Raw genomic sequence first — 23,600 nt, forward strand, 5'->3', positions numbered from 1 at the left:
AGGCGATCACGGCGCGGGCGCGGACGCGTGCGCGTTCACGCAGCGCAACAGCGCGGCGACCGTCCGGCGTGGTCGTCTCAGGCGTCCCGGGCGGTGCCGGCCCGCCAGCAGTACGCGACGTGGTCGTCGACGAGACCGGTCGCCTGCATGAGGGCGTAGCAGGTCGTCGGGCCGACGAACCGGAACCCGCGCTTCTTGAGCGCCTTCGACAAGGCGGTGGACTCCGGGGTGCTCCCGGGGACGTCCTCGATCCGGGCCGGGCGGGGATGGTCGGCCGGGTCCGGCGCGAACGAGGCGAGGAGGCCGCCGAGGTCGTCGCCGGTGTCGGTCAGGTCGAGGACGGCCCGCGCGTTGGTGACCGCGGCCTCGATCTTCTGCCGGTTCCGGACGATGCGGGCGTCGGTGAGCAGGCGGGCCACGTCGTCGTCGCCGAAGCGGGCGACGCGCTCGGGGTCGAAGTCGTGGAAGACCTCGCGGAACGCCGGGCGCTTGCGCAGGATGACGATCCACGACAGGCCGGACTGGAACCCCTCGAGGGTCATGCGTTCGAACCAGGCCGCGGTGCCGTGCACGGGGTGGCCCCACTCGTCGTCGTGGTAGGCGACGTAGTCGGGGGCCGAGAGCGCCCAGTCGCAGCGGCCCCTCCCGTCCGGTGCCTCTGCTCTGCTCACCTCGGCGCTCCTCCCCCGTCCTGCCCGTGATGGCGCTGCTCGGTGCGCCGCGCCATCGCACGCAGCGAGTGCGCGACCCCGGCCCGCATCGCCGGCCGGACGACCGGCCAGCCGAGCCGGCCCAGTGCCCCGAGCGGCAGCTCCAGCAGTTCGGTCCACAGGAACCGGGACCGGCCGGGCCCGAGCTCCTCGACGACGAACACCCCGTCACCCCGGATGACGGTGCCGGTGTGCGTGACGACGATCCGTCGCGTCCCGGACCCGCCGGCGGGCGGCTCGGTCCACTCGGTGACCCGCATCGTGTCGGCGACGCCGAGCGGACCGAGCCCGGTCGTGGCGCGCAGCTCGGTGCCGACCGAACGGCCGTCCCCCGAGGTGATCTGGACGGTCGTGGCGAGCATCCACTCCGACTGGCCCTCGAGGTCGGAGACGACCTCCCAGAGCACCGCGGCGGGTACGTCGACGTCGACCGGGACGGTCAGCTCCGCCGGCCCTTTGCTCTGCTCACCGTCACGCACGTCGCCCACTCCCCCGCCCGTCCCTTGCTCTGCTCACTCCGGCGCACACCCCCGAGCCCGCGGCCCGCGGCCCGCGATTTCACCGCTGCCGGCGCGGATCCTCCCCCGGGGTCTCCCCGGCGTGCATCCGCGCGATCGTCGCCTCCAGCCGGGCGACCCGGTCGGCCAGCTCGTGCCGGTCGGCGCGGACCCGGTCCAGCTCACCGGCCAGCCGGTCCAGCGCCCAGTCGACCTCCGCCATCCGGTACCCGCGCAGGACCTGCTGGAACCGCAGGTCCCGCACGTCGGAGCCGGCCACCTCGCGTGCGGGCAGCCGGGTCGGCGTCGCGTCCGGCGCGAGCGGGGCCAGCTCCTCGCCCCGCCCGAAGACGGCGGCGGCGATCACGAAGACGAGCGCCGCCACCACGGCGAGGACGAGCACGTACACCAGCGCGGTCCCCATGGACCCATCTCATCACGAGCGGACGACGGCGGCGCCCGCCCCACGCGGCCGGGCGCCCACGTCCACCGGCTCGGCCGGACCGCCGGCGCGGACGTCACCGGGCGGGGGACGGTCGACCTGGACGAGGGGGGGTGTCTCGGTGCGCCAGCCGGGGGCACCGTCGTCGTCTCCGGGCAGGAACCCCACGAGGCCGGCGCCGGAGTCGTCGATCCCGCACCGGTCCAGCGCGGTCGCGAGCACCTCCCGCGAGGTACGGGCGAGCTCGTGCAGCGGCCGGTTGCGGTGCCGCCGGACGCCGAGATCGGCCTGCCCGACCGCCTCGGGACCCCGGAGCGCGACGGTGTCGAGCAGCAGGCCGACGTCGACGCCGTACCCCGTGGCGAACGGCAGCCGGTCGAGCAGCCCCACGGTGGCCGCGTACTCACCGCCGAGGGGCTGCCGGACGTGCCGCAGCCCGGGCCGCAGCGCCGCCAGCAGGGGCCGGGCCATGAGCTCGGTGACCCGGCCGCCCTCGTGACCGTCCGGCCCGTCGAGCGGACGGCGGTGGAAACCCTTCACCAGCGCCGTCCCCGGCTGGTGCAGCAACGGCGCCACCAACCGTGGGACGAGCTCGGGGTCCGGGTCGACGAGATCGGCGTCGACGAAACAGATCAGGTCGGACGGGGCGGCTCCGGATCCCAGCGCGACGACCGCCCGCCACATCGCCTCGCCCTTGCCGGGCAGCACCGGGACATCCGGCACCGCGCGTTCCCGGTCGAGCACACGGGCACCGGCCGCGGCGGCGCGCTCCGCCGTGCGGTCGGTGGAGCCCGAGTCGAGGACGACGACGTCGTCCACCAGTGCGGTCGGCCCACCCGCGAGCCGCACGAGACCGGAGACCAGTGGGCCGATCGTCGTCTCCTCGTCCAGCGCGGGCAGGACGACGGTGATCCGGCGACCGTCCTTGGACGCGGCCAGGCGCTCCGGATCGACGGACGGCACGCCGTCGCCGCCCGGGCGGCTCACGCGACGGGACGGGCGCAGGCGTCGAGGGCGGCGCCGACGAGCGCGGCGCCGTCCGGTCCTGCGCCGTCGGATCGGACCACCTGCAGCCGTCCCATCGGAGGGCGCGCGGCGAAACCGCGGTCCTGCAGGCCCGCGACCCAGTCGAGCAGCCCGTCCCAGTGCCCGTCCGGGTCGAGCACGACGACCGGCTTGTCGTGCAGACCGAGCACCCCCGACGTCCACACCTCGAACAGTTCCTCGCAGGTCCCGATGCCGCCGGGGAGGGCCAGGAACGCGTCGGACCGCTCCTCCATCTGGCGCTTGCGGTCCCGCATGCTGTCGGTGATCACGAGCTCGTCGCTCTCGTGGTCTGCCCACTCCCAGTCGACCATGGACTTCGGGATGATCCCAACGGTCCGGCCGCCCGCCGAGCGGGCACCGGCGGCGACCGCACCCATCATGGAACGACGCCCGCCGCCCGACACGAGTGTCCAGCCGCGGTCCGCGACGCCCCGGCCGACGGCCCCGGCGAGATCGAGGTAGTGCTCGGCGACGCCGTCGGAGCTGGCGCAGTACACGCAGACGGAGAACCCGGGTGCGGCGTCGGTCATCAGTGCGTCTCCTCCCAGGCGTGGTAGGCCTCGCCGACGACGTCGACGGCGTCGTCGATGTCGTCGGTCAGGTAGAGCAGGTCCATGTCCTTCTCGGAGACCTTCCCGTCGCGCAGCACGGTCTTCGCGATCCAGTCGTGCAGCCCGCCCCAGTAGTCGGTGCCGAGCAGGACGACCGGGAACTTGGTGACCTTCTTGGTCTGCACGAGGACGAGGGCCTCGAACAGCTCGTCGAGGGTGCCGAAGCCACCGGGCAGGCAGACGAACGCCTGCGAGTACTTCACGAACATCGTCTTGCGCGCGAAGAAGTACCGGAAGTTGATCCCGAGGTCGACCCACGGGTTCAGGCCCTGCTCGAACGGCAGCTCGATGCCCAGCCCGACCGAGAGACCCCCGGCCTCCGACGCGCCCCGGTTGGCCGCCTCCATCGCGCCCGGACCACCGCCGGTGATCACAGCGAAACCGGCTCCGGCCAGCCGGGCCCCGAGCTCGCGCCCCTGTTCGTACTCGGCCGAGCCGACCGGTGTGCGGGCCGACCCGAACACCGTGGCGGCCCGGGGCAGTTCGGCGAGCATCCCGAAGCCCTCGACGAACTCCGCCTGGATCCGCAGGACCCGCCACGGATCGGTGTGCACCCAGTCCGTCGGCCCCCGCGAGTCGAGCAGCCGCTGGTCGGTGGTCGTCGGCTCGATGCTGCGGCTGCGCCGCAGCACGACCGGGCCACGCTGCTTCTCCGGCAGCTTCTGGGGATCGGCGTTCTCGTCGGCCATGCGGCTCACGGTATTCCGCGTGCGTGCACGCCGATCGCCCGGCTGGCTCAGGGCGCGAGGTAGCGGCGCAGCACGGCCGCGCAGGCGGTGATCGCGTCCTCGGCGACGTGTTCCTCGCGGGTGTGCGCCAGGTTCGGGTCACCGGGTCCGTAGTTGACGGCCGGGATGCCGAGGGCGGCGAACCGCGAGACGTCGGTCCAGCCGTACTTCGCGCGCGGCGTGGCGCCGCTCGCGGTGACGAACTCGGCGGCGGCGGGCGCCGACAGCCCCGGCAGCGCCCCCGGCGAGAGATCGGTGACGGTCAGCGGGAACCCGTCGAACACCTCGCGGACGTGCTCCACGGCCTGGTCCGCCGAGCGGTCCGGCGCGAACCGGAAGTTGACGGTGACGACGCACTCGTCCGGGACGACGTTGCCGGCGACACCGCCGCCGATCCGCACCGCCTGCAGCCCCTCGCGGTAGAGGCAGCCGTCGATGTCGACGTCGCGGGCGTCGTAGGCGGCGAGCCGGGCGAGGATCTCGCCGGCGCGGTGGATCGCGTTGTCGCCCAGCCAGGACCGCGCGGAGTGCGCGCGCCGCCCCGAGGTGCGGAGCTCGACCCGCAACGTGCCCTGGCAGCCTGCCTCGAGCGCACCGTCGGTGGGCTCACCGAGGATCGCGAGATCGGCGTCGAGCCAGTCCCGGTGCTCGCGCTCGATCCGGCCCAGCCCGTTGCGCTCGGCCTCGATCTCCTCGCAGTCGTAGAACACGAAGGTCACGTCGTGCCGCGGATCCGGCAGTGTGGCCGCGAGGTGGGCGAACACGGCGTCGCCGGATTTCATGTCGGACGTGCCGCAGCCGTGCAGGATCCCGTCGGCCCGGTACGACGGCACGTTGTCGGCGATCGGCACCGTGTCGAGGTGCCCGGCCAGGAGGACACGGTGCGACCGGCCGAGGTTCGTGCGGGCGAGCACCGCGTCACCGGACCGCAGGACCTCCAGGTGCGGCGCCTGCGTCCGCAACGCACGCTCGAGCGCGTCGGCGAGCTCCTTCTCGTCCCCGGAGACGCTCGCGACGTCGACCAACGCTGCCGTGAGCGTTACCGGGTCGGAGGTCAGGTCCAGGGCGGGCAGCGTCCTCGTCACCGTCGCGACGCTACCGACCGGCGCTGCAGGTTCCCGGGGCCGCCCGGCTCGGTCGCCACGCCCCGGGCCCGGTTCGCGGACGGACAGTGACCTCGCGCGGGCGGCGCCGTCGTGATCACGGGCCACGCGCCCGAGTCCGGCGGGTCGAGTCGAGGCGGGATCGGGCGGCGGGGGTGTCTACTCCCGGCTTTGCTCTGCACACCGTGGCGCGCGGGCACTCTCGACGTCCGATCACTCGCCGAGTTGCGCGCGCCTCGGTGTGCAGAGCAAAGGGAGCAGTGCGCACCCCTCCCGAGCCCGCCCGATCGGGCGGGCTCGAGGCGCGCCGGCGTACCGGGACGGCACCGGGTAGGCCGCGGGCCGTGGCGCGGAGCGCCGACGCGACTGCCGCCGGAGGAGCGACGTCCGCCGCAACCATCCACAAGTCGTCCGGTTGTCCACAGGCCGGCGAACGACCGCTCCGGACGCCTCGCCGGCAGCCAGGCTCGATCACATGACAGACCATGACCCGGTGCTCGCGGAGCCGCCGGCGGCGCCCGACGACGTGGCGGTCCCCGACGTCTCGGGCCTGGTCCGCGCGGTCCGCCGACGAGCCGACCTCTCCCAGCGGGAGCTCGCGGAGCGCACCGGGCTGGCCCGGTCGACGATCGGCCGGATCGAGAGCCGGTCGCTCGCGCCGAGCCTCGACACGCTCTCGGCGATCCTCGACGTCGCCGGCCTGCGGTTGGTCGCCGTCGACCAGGAGAACCGCCTCGTGCGGCCGATGGAGGACATCCCGGGCGATGTCCGCGACGGTGCGGGGCGCCGGTTCCCGTCGCACCTGGACACCGTCCTCGACCCCGTGGACGGCGAGTGGTGGGCCGACCGGTTCGGCCTGGCACGACCGCCGGAGACGTTCCGCCGGGATCGTGCGATGCGCGACGTGATGCGCGCCCGCAGCGTGTGGGAGGTGCGGGTGGCGCTGTACCGGTGCGTCCCGGCTCCTCCGACCGTCGAGCGGTGGATCCAGCTGCAGTCGCGGTGCGAGTCGTGCGGCCGGCTCCCCGCGCCCGTTCCCCCGCCGTTCGCGCCCCAGCGGGTCGCGCGTTACCTGCGGGCCGCTGCCCATCTGAGCGGTGCCGCCACGTCCGGGCACGACGTGGCCCGGCGCACCCACGGCGGCGCGCCACGGGCGTCGCCGGGACGGTAGGTTCGGCGGCCGTGAGTACCGAGTACCGCCGCGAAGGCGCTTCCGGCACCGGCCTGGCCACGGTCACGACCGACGGCACCGTCCTCGACGTCTGGTACCCGGCGCCCGCGCTGGCCGGGACCGACGTGACCGACCCCGCCGACGACCTCGCCGCGCTCGTCGCGACCGACGAGCTGCGCGGGGTGCGCACCGAGGTCGTCCGCACCGAGATCGGCTCGCTGGCCGACGCCCCGGTCGACGCGGCCGACGCCTACCTCCGCCTGCACCTGCTCAGCCACCGGCTGGTCCGGCCGCACCAGGTCAGCCTGGAGGGCCAGTTCGGCCTGCTGGCCAACGTCGTGTGGACCAATCACGGCCCGTGCCCGGTCCCCGGCTTCGAGCTGACCCGCGCGAAGCTGCGGTCCCGCGGGCCCGTGACGGTCACGCACGTCGACAAGTTCCCGCGGATGGTCGACTACGTGGTCCCGTCCGGCGTGCGGATCGGCGACGCCGACCGGGTCCGCCTGGGCGCGCACCTCGCCGAGGGCACGACCGTCATGCACGAGGGCTTCGTGAACTTCAACGCCGGCACGCTCGGTGCGTCGATGGTCGAGGGCCGCATCTCGGCCGGCGTCGTCGTCGACGACGGCTCCGACATCGGTGGCGGCGCGTCGATCATGGGCACACTGTCCGGGGGCGGCAAGGAGGTCATCTCGATCGGCCGCCGCTGCCTGCTCGGCGCCAACGCCGGGCTGGGGATCTCGCTGGGCGACGACTGCGTCGTCGAGGCGGGTCTCTACCTGACCGCGGGCACGAAGGTCGTCCTTCCCGACGGGGCGACGACCGCGGCACGCGAGCTCTCCGGGCAGGACGGGCTGCTGCTGCGCCGCAACTCCGTCTCCGGCGCGGTCGAGGCGCTCGCCCGCACCGGCGACGGCATCGCCCTCAACGCCGCACTGCACGCCAACTAGGACGTGAGCATGGACGGGGCCCCGCAGCCTCCCTCGAACCTGTACGGCGTCGCCGACCTGGGCGAACGACTCACGGCCGGGCCCGGTGAGCCGGCCGTCGCCCACGTGCGGGCGCTGCTCGACAAGCGTCTGCGCGCGATGCTGCACCACGAACCCGGTGTCCGGGACGGCTCCGACATCGAGGAGCTGCACCAGATGCGGGTCGCGGTCCGCCGGATGCGGGCCGCTCTCAAGGCGGCCCGCCCGCTCCTCGACCACACCTGGGCCGACGGTCTCCGGTCCGACCTCGGCCGCCTCGGACGGGCACTGGGCCCGGTCCGCGACCTCGACGTCATGATCGAACGCCTGCGCGGCGAGGTCGCGACGCTCCCGCCCGCCGAGCAGGACGCCGGGGACCGTCTCGTCGGTGTGCTCGAGGCCGAACGGATCGCGGCACGGGCGGAGATGCTCGACGAGCTCGACTCCGACCGGCACACCGCGCTGCGGCGACACCTGGTCGAGGCGGTCTCGGAACCGCTGCCGGAGCCGCCCGACGAGGTCGCCCGCCCGGCCCTGATCGACCTGGTGCGCGCCGAGACCCGCAAGCTCACCAAGGCGGTGCGGCGGGCCGGCGAGAACCCGCCGGACATGACCCTGCACGACCTGCGGATCCGCACCAAGCGGCTCCGCTACACCGGCGAGCTCGTCGAACCGGCGATGCGCGACGACGACGGCGACCGCACCAAGGACGCCAAGCACGTCAAGAAGATGCTCAAGGCCGCCGAGGGGCTCCAGGAGGTGCTCGGTGACCACCAGGACGCCCTGCGTCGCCGAGCACCGCATCCGGGCCCTGCTGGACGAGCTGGGCAACTCCCCCGACGCGCACGAGGTCTTCGTCGGAGGGCGCCTCGTCGAGCGGGAACGTGCCCGGGCCGAGGACCTCCGCACCCGGTGGTGGGACGCCTGGCTGGAGCTGTCCGAACGCGCCGAGAAGCTCTGACCGGCTACTCCCGGCGGTCGCCGATCCGCCAGACGGCGGCCGCCTGGAGACCGGCAGCGGCGACGAGCAGGACGATCGCCGGCGGGAACCCGCCGAGATCGATCAGCAGCCCCATCACCAGTGGCCCGATCCCGGCCGCGAAGTAGCCGATCCCGAGCCCGAACCCGCTGACGGCCGCGCTGCGCGCCGGCGTCGGCGTCCGCCAGGCGATGACGGTGAGGCCGAGCGGGAACCCGGCCCCGACCCCGATGCCGATCAGCGACGCCCAGAGCCACGGCAGCGGCGTCCCCGGGGCGGGTAGGAACAACGCCCCCAGAGTCCCGGCGAGGCTGCTCAGGACCGTCAGTGACGCCCACAGCTGCCACCTCCGCTGCCGTTCCGCGGCCGCCGGGAACAACAGCGCAGCCGGGATCTGCGCGATGCTCCAGACCGCCAGCAGCAGACCCGCCGCCTGCGGGGACCACCCCTGCTGCTCGTAGAACGGCGACAGCCAGGTCAGCCAGCCGTAGAAGATCGTCGACGACCCGGCGAGGTAGCAGGCGATCCGGCGGGCGAACGGATCGCGCCACGTCCGGAGTTCGTCCCGGACGGTGGTGTCCCCGGCGTCGTCGCCGACCGTGTTCCCGGCCGCCACCGGGGCGGCCCGCCCCATCCGCGACGCGACCGGGATCCACACCGCGACGGCCAGGACGGCGGGCACCGCCCAGACCGCGAGGGAGAACGACCAACCGCCCAGCGCGACGGCGAGCGGCACCGCGACCGCCGACGCGATCGTCGCACCGATCATCATCGAGACGACGTAGGCGCCGGTCACCGCCCCGGCCCGTTCGGCGAGGTGCTCCTTGACCACACCCGTCAGCAGGACGCCCGCCACGCCGATCCCCAGGCCGACCAGCACGCTCCCGCCGATGAGCGCCGGGAGCGCGGCGACGGCACGCAGGAGGCTGCCCAGACCGATCGTGGCGACCGCGACACCGAGGAGCCGCTCCCGGCCGACCCGGGCCGCGACCGCGGCGGCCCCGAATGACCCGGCCGACATCATCAGCACGGCGCCCGCCTGGACCAGTCCGGCGCCGCCCGCCCCGATCCCGAGGTCGGCGCGGGCCGTCTCCAGCAGCGGCGGGTACCCGGCCAGACCGGCACGCAGGTTGACCGCGAGGGCCAGCACCCCGGCGAGGACGAGCCCCGGCCGCACGGCCCGGTGCACGGGCGGCGTACCCGCTGACGACGACATCGGCGCAGCTCCCTTGTCCGGCGAAACGATCAGGCCGTGTACCGGGCCCGTCCTCGCCGCACAGCGCGGAGCAGGAGCCCGGCGCGCGGTGCTCAGGTACCGCCGAGGCGCTCCACCGCGGCGTCGATGCGCTCGTCCGGTGCGGTCAGCCCGACGCGGACGTGCCGGGAGCCGGCCGGGCCGTAGAACTCGCCGGGCGCGACGAGGATGCCGAGATCGGCGAGGCGGTCGACGGTGGCTCTGCACTGCTCACCCATGGTGGCCCACAGGTAGAGCCCGGCCTGCGAGTGCTCGATCTCGAGCCCCGCCTTCTCCAGCCCGGCACGCAGGCGGGTACGACGGTCGTCGTAGCGCGCGGCCTGCTCGGTGACGTGGGCGTCGTCCGAGACGGCCGCCTCGAGCGCGGCCTGCACCGGCCGCGGGACGATCATGCCGGCGTGCTTGCGCACCTCCAGCAGACCCGAGACCAGGGCCGGGTCACCGGCGACGAACCCGGCGCGGTACCCGGCCAGGTTCGACACCTTGGACAGCGAGTGCACGGCGAGCAGGCCGGTGACGTCGCCGTCGCAGACGTCGGGGTGCAGCACCGAGCGCGGCGCCGGGTCGGCCTCGCCGGGGAGCCCCAGGTAGCACTCGTCGGACGCGACGACCGCGCCCCGTTCCCGGGCCCACGCGACGACCTTCCGCAGGTGCTCGACCGGAAGGACCCGCCCGGTGGGATTCGACGGCGAGTTCAGCCAGACCAGCCGGACGCGGGCCGGACCGGCCGCGGTCAGGCCGTCGGACCGGACGTGGTCGGCCCCGGCCAGCCGGGCACCCACCTCGTAGGTCGGGTAGGCCAGCTCCGGGATGACGACCGTGTCGCCGCCGGCGAGCCCGAGCAACGTCGGCAGCCAGGCGACCATCTCCTTGGAGCCGATCGTCGGCAGCACCGCCGCCGGGTCGACACCGACCACACCGAAGCGCCGCTGCAGCGAGGCGACGATCGCCTCCCGCAGCGGCGCGGGGCCGTGCGTCGTCGGGTAGCCGGGTTCCCCGGCGGCGGGCCCGGAGAGCGCGTCGCGGACGACCGCGGGGACCGGGTCGACCGGCGTGCCGACCGAGAGGTCGACGATGCCGCCCGGGTGCGCCGCCGCCCGCTCACGCGCCGGGACCAGCGAGTCCCAGGGGAAGTCGGGAAGGTCCAGCCGGCTCACTCGTCGTGTTCCTGCGGGGGCAGGCTCTTGGCCGGCTCCACGTCCATGTCGACCTTCCCGACCTTGGACGCACCGCCCGGCGAACCGAGCTCGTCGAAGAAGTCGACGTTGGCCTTGGTGTAGGCGGCCCACTGGTCCGGGACGTCGTCCTCGTAGTAGATCGCCTCGACGGGGCAGACCGGCTCACACGCACCGCAGTCGACGCACTCGTCGGGGTGGATGTAGAGCATCCGGCCGCCCTCGTAGATGCAGTCCACCGGGCATTCCTCGATGCACGCCTTGTCGAGCAGGTCGACGCAGGGCTCGGCGATCACGTAGGTCACTTCGGTGGTCCTCCACTCGGGCCGCGGGCCCCCGTAGATCATGTGGTGGTGGGGTGCCCGGTCAAACTGGGACTCCCGCAGGTTAACCCGCGACCCCGGCAGGGGCAGGAGTGAGGTGGTCGGCGACATGCTGGACGAGTTGCACGGACGCCGGGTCAGCCTGCGGCACCGCATCGCACCGGGGGGCGCAGCGGGCCCCGGCCTGACCGACGCCGTGGGCGACCTCACCCCCGACGGGCCGGACGGTGTGGTCGTGCACACTCGTTCGGGACCGGTCCGGGTGGCGCGCGACGCCGTCGTCGCCGTGCGGGAGGTGCCACCCGCGCCGGCCCGGAGGGCGTCCCGGGCGGCCGTCGCCCGGCTCGAACGGCTCCGCTCCGCGGCCTGGCCCGCCCCGGTGCAGGTGGAGCAGGGCGGATGGCTCCTGCGGGCCGCAGGCGGCTACACCAAGCGCGCCAACTCGACGCTCGTGCTCGGTGACCCCGGTGTGCCGCTCGTGACCGCGCTGGACGGGACGACGACGTTCGCCGCCGCCCACGGCATCGCCCCGCTGATCCAGGCCCCGGTCGGTTCGCCGTGGTCGAACCGCGTCCGGGAGGCCGGTTGGCAGGTCCTCGACGACCCGGGCGACTGCCTGGTGCTGGTGGCCGCGGTCGACGACCTCGTCCCCGCCGACGAACCCGTACCCGACCTGGCGCCCACCCCGCAGGACGGCTGGTGGTCGGTCGTCGACGAGCCCGTCCCCGAGCCCGGGACGCCGGCGTGGTCGGTCGTCGTCGCCGGCCGGACCGGCGGCCTCGGTGGGGTGGCGCGCCCGGGTGCGCAGAGCAAAGGCGGGGCCGCGGAGGGCCCGGCGCGTCACGGTGTGCAGAGCAAAGGAGCGGAGACAGACCACCCCCACCTCGGCTTCGGCATGATCGTCTCCCAGCGGGACGAGCCCGTCGGGGTCGTCCGGGCCGCGGTCGTCGAGGACCACGTCTACGTCTCCCGGCTGCACGTCCGCCCCGAGCACCGCCGCCGCGGCCTGGCCGGCGATCTCATGCGCAGTGCGCTCGCCTGGGCCCGCGCGCACGGCGCCCGGCACGCGATGCTCGACGTCACCGCCGACAACGACGCCGCCCGCGGGCTCTACGCCCGCGACGGATGGACCGAGCACCACCGCTACCACTATCTGGCTCCGGCGCCCGCCCGCAGTTGATCCCGTGCGCCGGCCTCTCAGCCGCGGGCAGTGAGCCCGCGGCGCTCCAGCCACGTGTGGCCGTGCCGGGCGGCACGCTTGAGCCCCGACCACTCGCCGAGGTACTTCCCGACCACGCCGACGACCGGCAGCAGGCCGATCCACTGGTGGTAGAAGCGCCCGTTGGGCCGCTTGTCGAGCTCGTCCTCGACCGACCACAGCGCCCGGCCGAGCCGCCACACGGCGGCCCCGACCCGCTTCAGCGTCGCCCGGGTCCCGGAGCCCGCAAGATCGCCGGTGAGCTCCGAGGCCCGCGCGTCGACCGCCGCGTCCTCCTCGGCCGTGAGGGCCCGGTGGTCCAGCGTGAGCTCGCGCCGGAACAGCACCGACGCCAGCAGCTCCACGAGCCGGTCCTCGTCGCGGACGCCGTGCTCGCCCGCGATCGCCACGAGCAGCAGCCCCTCCCCCGCGGCACCGACGGCGTCGGAGACCGGCAGCGTCCGGGCGAGCGCGCCGCCCAGTCCCGGGATCGCCGCGATCAGGGTCGTGAACCGGCCGACCCGGTAGACCCACCAGTGCGCGCGGGCCTCGACGCCCATCCGCGCCCAGGCCGCCGTGCCCGGCACCTGGACCGACGCGAGCGTGTCGAGGATCTTGTCGGCGAGCGAGCGCTCCTCGGGGGTCGGCCCGTCGGCGGAACCGTCCGGGGCCGGGCGGCCCGCGCCCGGCGCCACCCGCGCCCGCAGCCCGAACGGGTCGGACTCGCGCAGCCCGTCGAGGACGGGCCGGGTGGCCCGGACGAACGGCCGCAGCACCGTGACGAGGTAGTCGTCGGGCATCTCGGGCATCGTCTACAGCACCCTCGGTCCGGAATCGGCCACGAGGCCCTCGACGGCCCGCCGGAACGCGACCACACCGGCGGCGGCGCCCGCGACCAGCAACAGGAGCGACTGCCACGTCGCCGGCAGCAGCAGGTCGCCGCCGGGCCCGAACATCCCCAGCACCAACACCGACGCGAACCACAGCAGCACCGGCGCGGCGGCGGCGGCCGTCGTCGGGGAGATCTCGGTGACGGTGGTGTGGACGAGCCACGGCAGCGACACCAGGACGACCACCGTGCCCACCGGCACCGGGACCGGCCCGATGTAGAGCATCTGGAACATCAGCTCGAAGGCCGCCAGCAGTACCGAGATCACCACCAGCAGCGCCGCGAACGGCAGCCGGGTCGGGTCGCTCACGTCTCGACTCCCTCGAACAGGTCCGTCTCGGAGGTCCCCGGGTCCGCGCCGTGCAGCACGAACTCCTCCGTACCCAGCAGCGGCTGGACGATCTCGTTGCTCATCGCGAACGCCGTCCACCCGTCCCCGCTGCGCACGTCGATCTGGGTGGTGTGCGCGCGCATCGCCGCGATCCGCTCGTCGTCGTGGGCCGAGACGTCGACCCGCGTCGTGATCGAGGCGGTGTCGTGGCCGGGGTGCTCGTCGGGCTCGGGCCAGCGCAGACCGGTCCGGCCCGGGTCCCCGCCGCAGGCGGTGAGCAGCTCGGCGAGGCCCTTGTCGAGCAGCGCGGTGGACCGGACGGCGAAGTACAGCTTGGCGACGACGTCCGGACGCGCGGCCGCGGCGGCGACCGTCAGTTCGTGCGCACGGACATGGTCGGGGTGCCCGTAGGTCCCGTCCGCCGCGTAGGACACCAGCACCTGCGGCCGGACCGTGTCGACGACGTCGAGCAGCTGGGCCAGCTGGGTCCCGAAGACGTCCGGCGCGGCGAACGCCCGGGGGTGCAGCTCCGGCGGCAGCGCGGCCCGCGTGCCGTGCCCGGCGAGCACCATCCCGGTGTCCCGCCAGCGGCCGGCCCCGCCCAGGTAGCGGTGGTCCGGGCCACCGAGGGCGGTGAGCGCCGCGTCCAGCTCGCGGATCCGGTACCCGCCCAGCTGGTCACCCCGGTCCGGGGCGAGCTCGGCGAGCTCCGGCGGGATCACCTCGCCCTCCTCGCCGAGGGTGCAGGTCACGACGGTGACGCCGGTGTCGGGCTCGGCGGCGTAGCGAGCGATCGTGCCGCCGGTGGTCAGGGTCTCGTCGTCGGGATGTGCGTGGACGAGCAGCAGTCGGCGGGCGGGAGACACCGGGGGAGCTTACGAGGCGGTGATCGTCCGGGGCGCGACGGATCCGGGTAGCGGGTACGCGGCCGCCTCACCCTCGGCGGGCGGGACCGGCACCGACGCGCCGGTCAGCGGGACCGTCGGCACGGCCGTCGACGCCAGACCGGCGGGTTCGATCCCCCCGCGCACCAGCAGGTCACCGAGCGCCGCGATCATCGCGCCGTTGTCGGTGCACAGCCGCGGCGCGGGCACCCGCAGGGTGATCCCCGCGCCGGCGCAGGCCCGCTCCATCTCCGCGCGCAGGACCCGGTTCGCCGCGACGCCGCCGACCATGAGCAGGGTGTCGGCGCCGCGTTCGCGGCAGGCCCGCAACGCCTTGCGCACCAGCACGTCGACGACGGCCATCTGGAACGACGCCGCGACGTCCGCGACCGGGAGCGCGCGGCCCGCGTCCTGGGCGGCCTCGACGTGCCGGGCGACGGCGGTCTTGAGCCCGGAGAAGGAGAACCCGAACGCCGCGTCGCGCGGGCCCGTCATCGGCCGCGGGAACGCGATCGCCGCCGGATCACCCTCGAGCGCGGCACGGGACACCGACGGCCCGCCCGGGTAGGGCAGGCCGAGCAGCCGGGCGACCTTGTCGAAGGCCTCCCCCGCCGCGTCGTCGACGGTGTCGCCGAGGTGCTCGACCGGGTCCCGGGCGAGGTCGCCGAGCGACAGCAGCGAGGTGTGCCCGCCGGAGACGATCAGGCAGACGCAGCGGTCCGGGAGCGGTCCGTGCTCCAGCACGTCGACGGCCGCGTGACCGGCCAGGTGGTGCACCCCGTACAGCGGGACGTCCAGTGCGGCCGCGTACGCCTTCGCCGCGGCGACCCCGACGTGCAGCGCCGGCGAGAGACCCGGCCCTGCGGTGACGGCGACGGCGTCGACGTCGGACAGCGCGACCCCGGCCGACTCGACGGCCGCCCCGACCATCGGTACGACGGCGCTCACGTGGGCGCGGGCAGCGACCTCGGGGACGACCCCGCCGAAGCGGGCGTGCTCGTCCGCCGACGACGCCAGGCCCTCACCGAGCAGCACACCGTCCCGGACGAGACCGGCCCCGGTCTCGTCGCACGACGTCTCGATCCCCAGCACCAGCGACACGCCGGGCATTCTCCCAGCCCGGCGTGCCGCCGCGACGCCAGCCCTCAGGCGCGCACGACCTCGCGCTCCTCGGCGAAGTGGCAGGCCACCTGGTGCGAGGGCCCGGACCCGATCTGCAGCACCGGCCTGTCGTCGATGCAGCGCTGCTTGTCGGCGTCGGACAGCTCCAGGTGCTTCCAGCAACGGGTGCGGAACCGGCAGCCCGACGGCGGGTCGGCCGGGTTCGGCACGTCCCCGGTCAGCACGATCCGCTCCCGCGAGCGCTCCACCGCCGGGTCCGGGATCGGGACGGCCGAGATCAGCGCCTGCGTGTAGGGGTGCTGCGGCCGGTCGAACAGGTCGTCCCGGTCGGCGGCCTCCACGACGTTGCCCAGGTACATCACCGCGACCCGGTCCGAGATGTGCCGGACCACCGACAGGTCGTGCGCGATGAACAGGTAGGTCAGCCCGAAGTCGCGCTGCAGCCGTTCCAGCAGGTTCAGGACCTGCGCCTGGATGGAGACGTCGAGCGCGGAGACCGGCTCGTCGAGCACGACGAACTTCGGGTTGAGCGCGATCGCCCTGGCGATGCCGACCCGCTGGCGCTGCCCGCCGGAGAACTCGTGCGGGTAGCGCTCCGCGTACTCGGCGGACAGGCCGACGGTCTCCAGCAGCTCCGGGATCGTCTGGTCGGTGAGTTCGCCGCCGAGCAGCTCGTACTTCTCGGACAGGATGGAGCGCACCGTCATCCGCGGGTTCAGCGACGCGTACGGGTCCTGGAAGACGATCTGCATGTCCTCCCGGGCGGTCCGCAGGTCCTGCTGGGACAGCGCGGTGACGTCACGCCCGTTGACGTGCACGGTGCCCGCGGTGGGCTCGTGCAGCCGCAGGATCGCCCGGGCCGCGGTCGACTTGCCGCAGCCGGACTCGCCGACCAGCGACAGCGTCCGCCCCTCGGGGATCTCCAGGTCGATGCCGTCGACGGCCTGGACGACGCCGACGGTGCGCTGGAACAGCACCCCCGAGCGGATCGGGAACTTCTTGGTCAGTCCGTCGGTGCGCAGCATCGGCTCGCCGGCCGCGTCGGCACCCGCGGCGTGCTCAACGGGGGCCGCGGGCTCCCGCGGGGTCGCGACGGCCTCGGCGACCCGGTCGGCGTGCAGGCACGCGTGCGCGTGCCCCGGCCGGTCGGTGATCTGCAGCAGCTCCGGAACGGTCTCCGCGCAGGCGGCGGTGGCGAACCGGCACCGCGGGTGGAACGCGCAGCCCGACGGGACGTGCGCCAGGTTCGGCGGCTGCCCCGGGATCGGCTCCAGCTTCTCCGGCCGGGCCTGGTCCATCCGGGCCAGCGACGACAGCAGCCCGTAGGTGTAGGCGTGCCGCGGCTCGGCGAAGATCTCGTCGTTCGTCCCGGTCTCGACGACCTTGCCGCCGTACATGACCATGATCCGGTCGGCGTGCGCGGCGACCAGGCCCAGGTCGTGCGTGATCAGCACGATGGCGGTGTCGCGCTGCTCCTGCAGTTCCTCGAGCAGGTTCATGATCTGTGCCTGGACCGTGACGTCCAGCGCGGTGGTCGGCTCGTCGGCGAGCAGCACCTTGGGGTCGTTGGCCAGCGCCATCGCGATCATCGCGCGCTGCCGCATGCCGCCGGAGAACTCGTGCGGGTACTGCGCCGCCCGGGTCGCCGGGTTCGGGATGCCGACCTCTCCGAGCAGGTCGACGGCCCGACGGCGCGCGGTGACCTTGCCGGCCTGCCGGTCGTGCGCCCGGATCATCTCGGCGATCTGGTCGCCGACCTTGTAGACCGGGTTCAGCGCGGTCAGCGGGTCCTGGAAGATCATCGCGATGTCCTTGCCGCGCAGCGCGCGCTGCTCGGACTCGGGCATCGTCAGCAGCGAGCGGCCCTCCAGCAGCACCTCGCCGCTGGGGAACGTCGCGGGCGGGGCCGGGACGAGCCCCATCAGGCTCATCGCCGACACCGACTTGCCGGAGCCGGACTCGCCGACGATCGCGAGGGTCTCGCCGCGGTCGACGTGCCAGCTGACGCCGTCGACGGCCTTGACCAGGCCGCCGTCGGTCTCGAAGTGCACCCGCAGGTCGCGGACCTCGAGCATGTGCTCGCTCATCTCAGTTCCCCCCGCGCAGCTTCGGGTCGAGTGCGTCGCGCAGCCCGTCGCCGACGAAGGCGAACCCGAGCGTCGTGAGCATGATCGCCAGGGACGGGAACAGCCACAGGTGCGTGACCCCGTCCGCGGACAGGTACCGGGCGGCGGACGCGATCAGGCGTCCCCACTCCGGCACGTCCGGCGGGACACCGACGCCCAGCCAGGACAGCGACGCCATCGCCACGACCGTCACGCCGATGCTGGTCAGCGAGTAGACGAGCACCGGGGCGACGGCGTTGGGCAGGATGTGGCGGCGCAGGATCCGCCCGGTGCCCGCGCCGATCGAGCGGGCCGCCTCGACGTACTCGGCCTCGCGCAGCGCCAGCACCTGCCCGCGCATCAGGCGCGCCGTCGTCATCCAGCCCAGCGCCACCAGCGCGATGATCACCGGGACGACGCCGTTGCCGGTCGCCCGCACGATGACGATCGCGCCAACCAGCGCGGGGAACGCCAGGAAGATGTCGATGATCCGGCCGATCACCGAGTCCCAGGCACCGCCCTTGAACCCGGCCACCGCGCCCAGGGTCAGGCCGAGCAGCAGCGAGAACAGCACCGTCGAGACGCCGACGATCATCGCCAGCCGGGTGCCGTAGATGACGCCCGAGTAGAGGTCGCGGCCCAGCACGTCGGTGCCGAAGAAGTGGTCGGCCGACGGCGGCTGCAGCGTGTTGAGCAGGTTCTGCTCGAACGGGTCGTAGGGCGTCGAGAACGGCGAGACGATCGCGACGACGACCAGGAAGGCCACGATCACCAGGCCGGCCATCGCCAGCTTGTTCCGCCGGTAGCGGCGCCAGATCTCGGTGAACTGGCCGGGGCCCTGCGGGCGGCCGACCGGCCCGGCTGCCGGGACGCCCGGGAGCGCCGACGACGGGTCGGCGTCCGACGGGGTGCCCGGGGTCGAGGTGGGCGCGGAGGTGGTCGCGCCGCTGGAGGGTGGTGGGTTCATGAGGGATCGCCTCGCGTGGGTTCGGGACCGGTCCGCTGCGACGCCGGAGCGTCAGTTCAGCCGGATCCGCGGGTCGAGGTAGGCGTACAGGATGTCGACGATCAGGCTCAGCACGACGTACGCGATCACCGTGTAGATGACGACGGCCATGATCACCGGCGCGTTGTTGTTCACGATCGCCCGCGAGAGCAGGTAGCCCACGCCGTTGTACTGGAACACGGTCTCGGTGATGATCGCGCCGCCGACGTAGGAGCCCAGTGTGAGGCCGACGAACGTGACGACCGGCAGCAGTGAGTTGCGGACCGCGTGCCTGCCGAGCACGGTGCGTTCCGGCAGCCCCTTGGCCCGGGCGGTGCGCACGTAGTCGGCGCGCAGCACCTCGAGCATCGACCCGCGCATCAGCCGGGCGACGAACGCCGCCTCGATGACGGCGAGGGTGAAGGCGGGCAGCAGCACGTCGAAGTACCAGGGCACCTCGACGGTGAAGCTGCGCGGCACCGGCGGGAACGGCCCGATCCCGGAGACGTTCGCGACCAGGAAGATCGCGAGGACGAAGACCGGGATGCCGATCATGACCGTGGTCAGGACGGTGACGAGCGCGTCCCAGAACGAGTAACGCCTGACGGCGGCCAGGATGCCGGCGCTGACCCCGAACAGCAGCAGGAACAGCATCGCGACGAGCCCGAGGATGATCGTGTTCGGGAGCACGGCGCCGATCAGCTCGGTGACCGGGCGGCGCTGGTCGAAGTCGATGCCGAGGTCGCCTGTGAACAGGTTCCCCAGGTAGTGCAGGAACTGGATCACCAGCGGCTGGTCCATGCCGAACTTGGCGCGGTTGAGGGCGGCGACCTCGGGCGGGACGGCCTTCTCCCCGGTCGAGGCGAAGGGGTCACCGAGCGCGAAGGTGGCCAGGAAGATCAGGAGTGCGGCGACGACGACGACCAGGATCCCCTGGAGCACGCGCCGGGTGATGAAGCGACCCATGTGGTGGTTTTCCCGTCAGCAGCGGACCCCGTGCCGGGCCCGCACCGCCGGATCGCGGCGGTGCGGGCCCGGCCCGTGGGTCACTTGAGGGTGATGGTCTCCAGCGTCGGGTTCTCGTAGAAGTCCATGCCGAGGTTGGCGAACTTCTCCGTGTTGATCAGCCGGTACTGCTGGCGCTCGAACATCGGGATGAGGGCGAGGTCGTCCCCGATCGCGATCTTCTCGGCCTGCTTGTACAGGTCGTCGCGCTGCGCCTCGTCCTTGGTGGCCGAGGCCTGGTCCATCAGCCGGTCGAACTCCGGGTTGGAGTAGCGGCCCCGGTTGTCGCCCAGCGCCGGGTCGTTCGGCGACGCGGCGCCGATCGAGCGGGTGGCCAGCAGCGGCGTCAGGAAGTTCGCCGCGGTCGGGTAGTCGGCGCTCCAGGCGAGACGCGAGATGCCGGTCACGGTCGGCGACTGCTGGTTGTCCAGCAGGTCACGGAACGGCACGCCCTCGTAGTTGACCTTGATGCCGAGGTTCTGCTCGATCTGCTGGCGCACCGCGGCGGTCCACTCCTCGTGCCCGCCACCGGTGTTGAACTGGAAGTTGATCTCGGTACCGGGCTGGAAGCCGGCCTCCTGGGCGAGCTGCTTGGCCCGCTCCGGGTCGAACGTGCACGCGTCGCAGACGCCCGGCTGGTAGGTCTGCGGGAACGCCGGCGGCACGAACGCGGTGGCCGGGGACTGCCCGCCCTGGAAGACGCCCGCGGTGATCGCGGCCCGGTCGATGGCCATCGAGACGGCCTTGCGCGCCGCGACCGTGTCCAGCGGCGGCTTGGTCACGTTGACGACCAGGAAGTTGATGCCCGCCGTCTTGCGGGACAGCCACTTGCCCTGCGGGTCGAACTCGGCCTGCGCCTGCTGGTAGACGGGCGTGGGCATCCGGGCCCAGTCGAACTGGCCGTTGCGGAAGCCGTTGTACTCGGTGTCCGCGCCGGTGTCGGCCGGAGTGATGGTGATCTCGACGGCGTCGAGGTTGGCCTTCTCGCCCGCCGTGTAGGCGTCGTTGCGGACCAGGCGGATGCCCTGGTCGTGCCGCCACGCGCCGTCCATCTTGAACGGGCCGTTGCCGATCGGCAGGTCGTTGTAGGTCGCGTTGTCGGCGCCACCGGCCACGGTCGGGATCGGGGACAGCGCGGGGTGCGCGGTGCGGAGCTCGAACTCGCAGTTCGGCTCCTTCAGCGACACGACCAGCGAGTTCGGGTCGGTCGCGTTCACGCCGGACAGCTGCTGGGCCGTACCGGCCTGCATCTCGTCATAGCCCTGGACCTGGTCCAGGTGGTACGAGACCTCGGAGGCCGACGCCTTCGCGCTGGTGCGCTCCCACCCGCGCTTGAACGACGCCGAGGTCAGCGCCTCACCGTTCGAGAACGTCTGGTTCGGCTTGAGGGCGAAGGTCCACTGCGTGCAGTTGTCGTTCGACTCCCAGGACTGGGCGACGCCCGGGTACTCGTCACCGTTCGGCTGCACCTGCACGAGGCCGGTGAACAGCTGCTTGGCGACCAGCGAGCCCTCGGACTCCTGCACGTTGTACGGGTCGATCGCGGTCGGCTCGGTGATGCCGAGACGGAAGATCCCGCCCGGCTTGCCGGGCACCTGCTCGGGAACGGGCGTCTCCGGGAACCCGGCGCCGGCCTGCGCGGCGTCCCCCGAGGTCCCCGTGTTGCTCTGCTGGCTGCAGCCGGTGAGGACGAGCCCCACCACCGCGGTCAGGGCGATGGCCGAGGCGGCCGCCCTTCTACCCCTCATCTGTCGTGCCTCTCGAAATCGGTGGGCGCACGCCGGTGTGGCACCCGCTCGGGACCGGACGGCTCCCCGGATGTACTGCCGGGTAACCGCCCGAGAGGACGCTAGGAATGGCGTTCCTCCGGCCGCGACGCCGGTGGTCGATCGTGACCAAAGGGTGACCTCCGATCGACGTAACACCGTCGCGAACGGACGGGACAGTAACAACGGGAGAGGCGCGTTCCCAGGGGTCCGATGCACTTCGAAACCTGTTTGGTACACACGTACCACTAGCCGTCACGGAAGCGGGACGCAGCGCACCCTCCGGGTGCCGGATCAGGCGTCAGTTGCCGCGGTCGCCCGGCTGCGTCGACATCTCCTCCTCGGCGGAGCCCTCCGGCTCGGCCCAGGTCCGCGCGCCCGTCATCGGACCGCTCTGGATCGGTCCCGGCGTCACCCGGGTGGCCGCGTCGGTCTCCCGGTTGCTGATCACCAGGCCCTGCGCCTGGAACAGCGGCAGCGCCGGCAGCTGGCGCCACAGGACCCGCTCCGCCTCGCCGACGACGGCCGGATCGGCGTCACCGACCAGCAGCTCGTCGAGCAGCGGCTGCAGCGCCGGGAAGCACGACGTTCCGGGCAGGTCCTCCGGGAGGTCACCGGGAGGGCAGCCGTAGTCGGAGTCCAGCCGCGGTCCGATCTCCCCGTACGCCGGCCGCGGCGCGACCAGCAGGTCGACCGCGACCTGGGACGCGTCGTCGGAGTCGCTCGACGACGAGGTCGGGCTCGACGACGTCGTGGGCGCCTGCTCGGCCGGCGCCCCGCCGGGGGCCGGGACGGGCGTGGGAGCGGGCGTCGGCGTGATCGTCGAGGCCGACGTCGGCGTCGGCGTCGTCGGGGCGACGCTCGCGTTCGAGAGCAGGTCCGTCGCCGACGGCGCGACGACCGTCGACCCGATCCCGGCGACCCGGAGCTGTTCGGCGACGACGCGGGCGATCTCGACGTCCTCGCTGCGTTCCGCGCCCGCACCGATCACGATCGACAGCGGCCGGCCGCCGAGCGTCCAGCGCCCGTCGGCACCGCGCACGTAGCCGGCCTCGGTGAAGGCCCGCTCCGCGACCGCCGGATCGGGACGCCCGGGGGCGCCCGCGGGAGCCGTCGGCGCGTAGCCCGCGTCGGAGGGGGCGAACCCGAACACGTCCACCGGGACCGAGTCCGGGCTGACCCGTTCGCGGATCGCGCCGCGGTCCAGGCTCGCCGCGATGCCCTCGCGCACCCGCGGGTCGGCGAGCGGCCCGTCCTGGGTGCGGAACGCGAGCTGCTGCACCGACGGGCGCGGGGCGCTCTGGACCGTCGGGGGCTCCGGGGAGCGGGCCAGCACGTCGAGCGCCTGGGTGATCTCCGGCCGGGCGTCGGGCAGGGCCAGGTCGATGCCCTGGCTCTCCAGCGCGGTCGGGAGGGTGTCGGCCGGGATCCGGCGCAGGACGAACTCGTCGAGCACCGCCGGCGTGTCCCAGTAGGGGTCGTTGCGGACGAGCAGCACCTCACCGCGCAGCCGGTCGACCTGCATCAGGCGGAACGGGCCACCCGCGGCGGGAGTGCCGTTCGCGAACGGCGCGGTCCAGCCACCGGGGGCGTCCTTGAGCAGGTGCGCGGGCAGCAGGTTGTCGAACAGCTCCTGCCAGTGCGGGTAGGGCTCGCGGAAGACGACGTCGACGGCCTTGCCCGCGGCGCGCGACCGGACGTCGGTGATCTCCCGGTAGCCGGCGGCGCCGATGGTGTTGGGCTGGCTGCGCATCTGCTGCCAGAGGTAGACGAAGTCCTCGGCGGCGATCGGCGCGCCGGTCGACCAGCCGGCCTCGACGTTGAGCTCGTAGCTGACCGTGAACGGGCTCTGGGAGGTGACCTTCGCGTCGGTGGCGACCGTCCGGTCGAGCTGCCGGACGCCCTGCGCGTCGGGCCGGAACACCGACGGCATCGTCATCGCGGCGATCGCCGTGGTCGCCGTCGACTGGTCCGACCGCAGGTGCGGGTTGAACCCGGCGCCCAGGTCGTCGATCCCCGCCACGACCCGGCTCGGGGTCGTCACGGGTTCGGCCGGCTGGTCGATGTCCGGCGGAGGTGCCGGCTGCGGGTCCGCGGAGCAGGCGGTCAGCGCCAGCAGGCCGGCCAGCAGCAGCGCGGGGAGCGCTCGGATCGGTCGACGTGCTCTCACGTCGGCAGTATCCCCGTCCGGTCCTCCCGGACCGGCGGACGGGGTCCGTCGGCGGGTGCCTTTGCTCTGCACACTCCGGCGCACCGGTCTGCTCCCTGCACCCGGGTGCACCGCCTTGCTCTGCGCACCCGGGCGC

Annotated in this window: 22 protein-coding genes and 1 pseudogene; 4 read left to right on the top strand and 19 right to left on the bottom strand. The window is 73.7% G+C overall.

The window, feature by feature from the left end:
• Positions 1–77: 77 nt before the first annotated feature.
• The 7 genes from AD017_RS09070 to dapE all read right to left on the bottom strand — a co-directional run bounded on the left by AD017_RS09070 (position 78) and on the right by dapE (position 5,108).
• Complete coding sequence (locus tag AD017_RS09070; RefSeq protein WP_060573930.1) at positions 78–671, bottom strand: DNA-3-methyladenine glycosylase I; 594 nt, start codon at positions 669–671, stop codon at positions 78–80.
• Positions 668–1,189 (bottom strand): SRPBCC family protein, encoded by a 522-nt coding sequence (locus tag AD017_RS09075; RefSeq protein WP_029239979.1) that lies wholly within the window; start codon positions 1,187–1,189, stop codon positions 668–670. The genes AD017_RS09070 and AD017_RS09075 overlap by 4 nt, the downstream gene beginning before the upstream one ends.
• A 79-nt stretch (positions 1,190–1,268) precedes the next feature.
• Positions 1,269–1,631 carry a DivIVA domain-containing protein gene (locus tag AD017_RS09080; RefSeq protein ID WP_010241567.1) on the bottom strand — a complete coding sequence of 121 codons (363 nt, stop codon included), beginning with the start codon at positions 1,629–1,631 and terminating at the stop codon, positions 1,269–1,271.
• A gap of 12 nt (positions 1,632–1,643) precedes the next feature.
• Positions 1,644–2,636 carry a glucosyl-3-phosphoglycerate synthase gene (locus AD017_RS09085; protein ID WP_060573931.1) on the bottom strand — a complete coding sequence of 331 codons (993 nt, stop codon included), beginning with the start codon at positions 2,634–2,636 and terminating at the stop codon, positions 1,644–1,646.
• The gene (locus AD017_RS09090; RefSeq protein WP_010241569.1) at positions 2,633–3,226 is read right to left on the bottom strand and encodes a TIGR00730 family Rossman fold protein; all 594 of its coding nucleotides are present in this window, start codon (positions 3,224–3,226) and stop codon (positions 2,633–2,635) included. Before AD017_RS09090 ends, AD017_RS09085 begins: the two co-directional genes overlap by 4 nt.
• Positions 3,226–3,996 (bottom strand): TIGR00730 family Rossman fold protein, encoded by a 771-nt coding sequence (locus AD017_RS09095; RefSeq protein WP_060573932.1) that lies wholly within the window; start codon positions 3,994–3,996, stop codon positions 3,226–3,228. Before AD017_RS09095 ends, AD017_RS09090 begins: the two co-directional genes overlap by 1 nt.
• Positions 3,997–4,043: 47 nt before the next feature.
• Positions 4,044–5,108 carry a succinyl-diaminopimelate desuccinylase gene (dapE, locus tag AD017_RS09100; RefSeq protein ID WP_174521817.1) on the bottom strand — a complete coding sequence of 355 codons (1,065 nt, stop codon included), beginning with the start codon at positions 5,106–5,108 and terminating at the stop codon, positions 4,044–4,046.
• Between the two features lie 505 nt (positions 5,109–5,613).
• On the opposite strand from dapE, the gene AD017_RS09105 reads away from it, so the two are divergent.
• The 3 genes and pseudogenes from AD017_RS09105 to AD017_RS09115 all read left to right on the top strand — a co-directional run.
• On the top strand, positions 5,614–6,309 hold the full coding sequence (locus AD017_RS09105; protein ID WP_082399138.1) for a helix-turn-helix transcriptional regulator: 696 nt from the start codon (positions 5,614–5,616) through the stop codon (positions 6,307–6,309).
• A gap of 11 nt (positions 6,310–6,320) precedes the next feature.
• On the top strand, positions 6,321–7,259 hold the full coding sequence (dapD, locus tag AD017_RS09110) for a 2,3,4,5-tetrahydropyridine-2,6-dicarboxylate N-succinyltransferase (RefSeq protein WP_010241575.1): 939 nt from the start codon (positions 6,321–6,323) through the stop codon (positions 7,257–7,259).
• Between the two features lie 138 nt (positions 7,260–7,397).
• A pseudogene (locus tag AD017_RS09115) lies at positions 7,398–8,000 on the top strand (CHAD domain-containing protein); the annotation flags it as partial.
• A gap of 242 nt (positions 8,001–8,242) precedes the next feature.
• On the opposite strand, the gene AD017_RS09120 reads toward AD017_RS09115, so the two are convergent.
• The 3 genes from AD017_RS09120 to fdxA form a co-directional block, all read right to left on the bottom strand.
• Entirely contained in the window at positions 8,243–9,472 is a 1,230-nt protein-coding gene (locus AD017_RS09120; protein WP_082399139.1) for a CynX/NimT family MFS transporter, read from the bottom strand.
• A gap of 92 nt (positions 9,473–9,564) precedes the next feature.
• On the bottom strand, positions 9,565–10,668 hold the full coding sequence (gene dapC, locus AD017_RS09125; protein WP_010241580.1) for a succinyldiaminopimelate transaminase: 1,104 nt from the start codon (positions 10,666–10,668) through the stop codon (positions 9,565–9,567).
• Entirely contained in the window at positions 10,665–10,991 is a 327-nt protein-coding gene (fdxA, locus tag AD017_RS09130; RefSeq protein WP_010241582.1) for a ferredoxin, read from the bottom strand. The genes dapC and fdxA overlap by 4 nt, the downstream gene beginning before the upstream one ends.
• Positions 10,992–11,118: 127 nt before the next feature.
• On the opposite strand from fdxA, the gene AD017_RS09135 reads away from it, so the two are divergent.
• On the top strand, positions 11,119–12,189 hold the full coding sequence (locus AD017_RS09135; RefSeq protein ID WP_168170510.1) for a GNAT family N-acetyltransferase: 1,071 nt from the start codon (positions 11,119–11,121) through the stop codon (positions 12,187–12,189).
• 17 nt (positions 12,190–12,206) lie between these two features.
• Here AD017_RS09135 and AD017_RS09140 read toward each other — a convergent pair whose 3' ends face one another.
• From AD017_RS09140 to AD017_RS09180, 9 genes are all read right to left on the bottom strand, one after another.
• A complete protein-coding gene (locus AD017_RS09140) occupies positions 12,207–13,016 on the bottom strand; it encodes a hypothetical protein (protein WP_060573936.1) in 810 nt (269 codons plus the stop codon).
• A 3-nt stretch (positions 13,017–13,019) separates the two neighbouring features.
• A complete protein-coding gene (locus AD017_RS09145; RefSeq protein ID WP_060573937.1) occupies positions 13,020–13,406 on the bottom strand; it encodes a hypothetical protein in 387 nt (128 codons plus the stop codon).
• Positions 13,403–14,293, bottom strand: coding sequence for an N-acetyl-1-D-myo-inositol-2-amino-2-deoxy-alpha-D-glucopyranoside deacetylase (gene mshB / locus AD017_RS09150; protein WP_060573938.1), 891 nt, complete (start codon positions 14,291–14,293; stop codon positions 13,403–13,405). The genes AD017_RS09145 and mshB overlap by 4 nt, the downstream gene beginning before the upstream one ends.
• Before the next feature lie 9 nt (positions 14,294–14,302).
• Positions 14,303–15,421, bottom strand: a complete 1,119-nt coding sequence (gene tsaD, locus AD017_RS09155; RefSeq protein ID WP_060573939.1) for a tRNA (adenosine(37)-N6)-threonylcarbamoyltransferase complex transferase subunit TsaD — start codon at positions 15,419–15,421, stop codon at positions 14,303–14,305.
• Between the two features lie 35 nt (positions 15,422–15,456).
• Positions 15,457–17,520 carry an ABC transporter ATP-binding protein gene (locus AD017_RS09160; protein ID WP_060573940.1) on the bottom strand — a complete coding sequence of 688 codons (2,064 nt, stop codon included), beginning with the start codon at positions 17,518–17,520 and terminating at the stop codon, positions 15,457–15,459.
• A gap of 1 nt (position 17,521) precedes the next feature.
• On the bottom strand, positions 17,522–18,505 hold the full coding sequence (locus tag AD017_RS09165) for an ABC transporter permease (protein ID WP_010241592.1): 984 nt from the start codon (positions 18,503–18,505) through the stop codon (positions 17,522–17,524).
• 51 nt (positions 18,506–18,556) lie between these two features.
• A complete protein-coding gene (locus AD017_RS09170; RefSeq protein ID WP_010241593.1) occupies positions 18,557–19,489 on the bottom strand; it encodes an ABC transporter permease in 933 nt (310 codons plus the stop codon).
• An 80-nt stretch (positions 19,490–19,569) separates the two neighbouring features.
• Complete coding sequence (locus tag AD017_RS09175; protein ID WP_050802547.1) at positions 19,570–21,276, bottom strand: ABC transporter substrate-binding protein; 1,707 nt, start codon at positions 21,274–21,276, stop codon at positions 19,570–19,572.
• A gap of 319 nt (positions 21,277–21,595) precedes the next feature.
• Complete coding sequence (locus AD017_RS09180; RefSeq protein ID WP_060573941.1) at positions 21,596–23,464, bottom strand: ABC transporter substrate-binding protein; 1,869 nt, start codon at positions 23,462–23,464, stop codon at positions 21,596–21,598.
• Between the last annotated feature and the right edge of the window lie 136 nt (positions 23,465–23,600).

It is taken from the genome of Pseudonocardia sp. EC080619-01, assembly GCF_001420995.1.
In the GTDB taxonomy this organism is placed as follows: domain Bacteria; phylum Actinomycetota; class Actinomycetes; order Mycobacteriales; family Pseudonocardiaceae; genus Pseudonocardia.

Coding starts and splice junctions, on each gene's coding strand:
- AD017_RS09140 (WP_060573936.1), bottom strand. CDS start 13,016: ATGCCCGAGATGCCCGACGACTACCTCGTCACGGTGCTGCGGCCGTTC.
- AD017_RS09080 (WP_010241567.1), bottom strand. CDS start 1,631: ATGGGGACCGCGCTGGTGTACGTGCTCGTCCTCGCCGTGGTGGCGGCG.
- AD017_RS09170 (WP_010241593.1), bottom strand. CDS start 19,489: ATGGGTCGCTTCATCACCCGGCGCGTGCTCCAGGGGATCCTGGTCGTC.
- AD017_RS09090 (WP_010241569.1), bottom strand. CDS start 3,226: ATGACCGACGCCGCACCCGGGTTCTCCGTCTGCGTGTACTGCGCCAGC.
- AD017_RS09105 (WP_082399138.1), top strand. CDS start 5,614: ATGACAGACCATGACCCGGTGCTCGCGGAGCCGCCGGCGGCGCCCGAC.
- tsaD (WP_060573939.1), bottom strand. CDS start 15,421: ATGCCCGGCGTGTCGCTGGTGCTGGGGATCGAGACGTCGTGCGACGAG.
- AD017_RS09120 (WP_082399139.1), bottom strand. CDS start 9,472: ATGTCGTCGTCAGCGGGTACGCCGCCCGTGCACCGGGCCGTGCGGCCG.
- AD017_RS09095 (WP_060573932.1), bottom strand. CDS start 3,996: ATGGCCGACGAGAACGCCGATCCCCAGAAGCTGCCGGAGAAGCAGCGT.
- AD017_RS09135 (WP_168170510.1), top strand. CDS start 11,119: ATGCTGGACGAGTTGCACGGACGCCGGGTCAGCCTGCGGCACCGCATC.
- AD017_RS09165 (WP_010241592.1), bottom strand. CDS start 18,505: ATGAACCCACCACCCTCCAGCGGCGCGACCACCTCCGCGCCCACCTCG.
- AD017_RS09160 (WP_060573940.1), bottom strand. CDS start 17,520: ATGAGCGAGCACATGCTCGAGGTCCGCGACCTGCGGGTGCACTTCGAG.
- AD017_RS09175 (WP_050802547.1), bottom strand. CDS start 21,276: ATGAGGGGTAGAAGGGCGGCCGCCTCGGCCATCGCCCTGACCGCGGTG.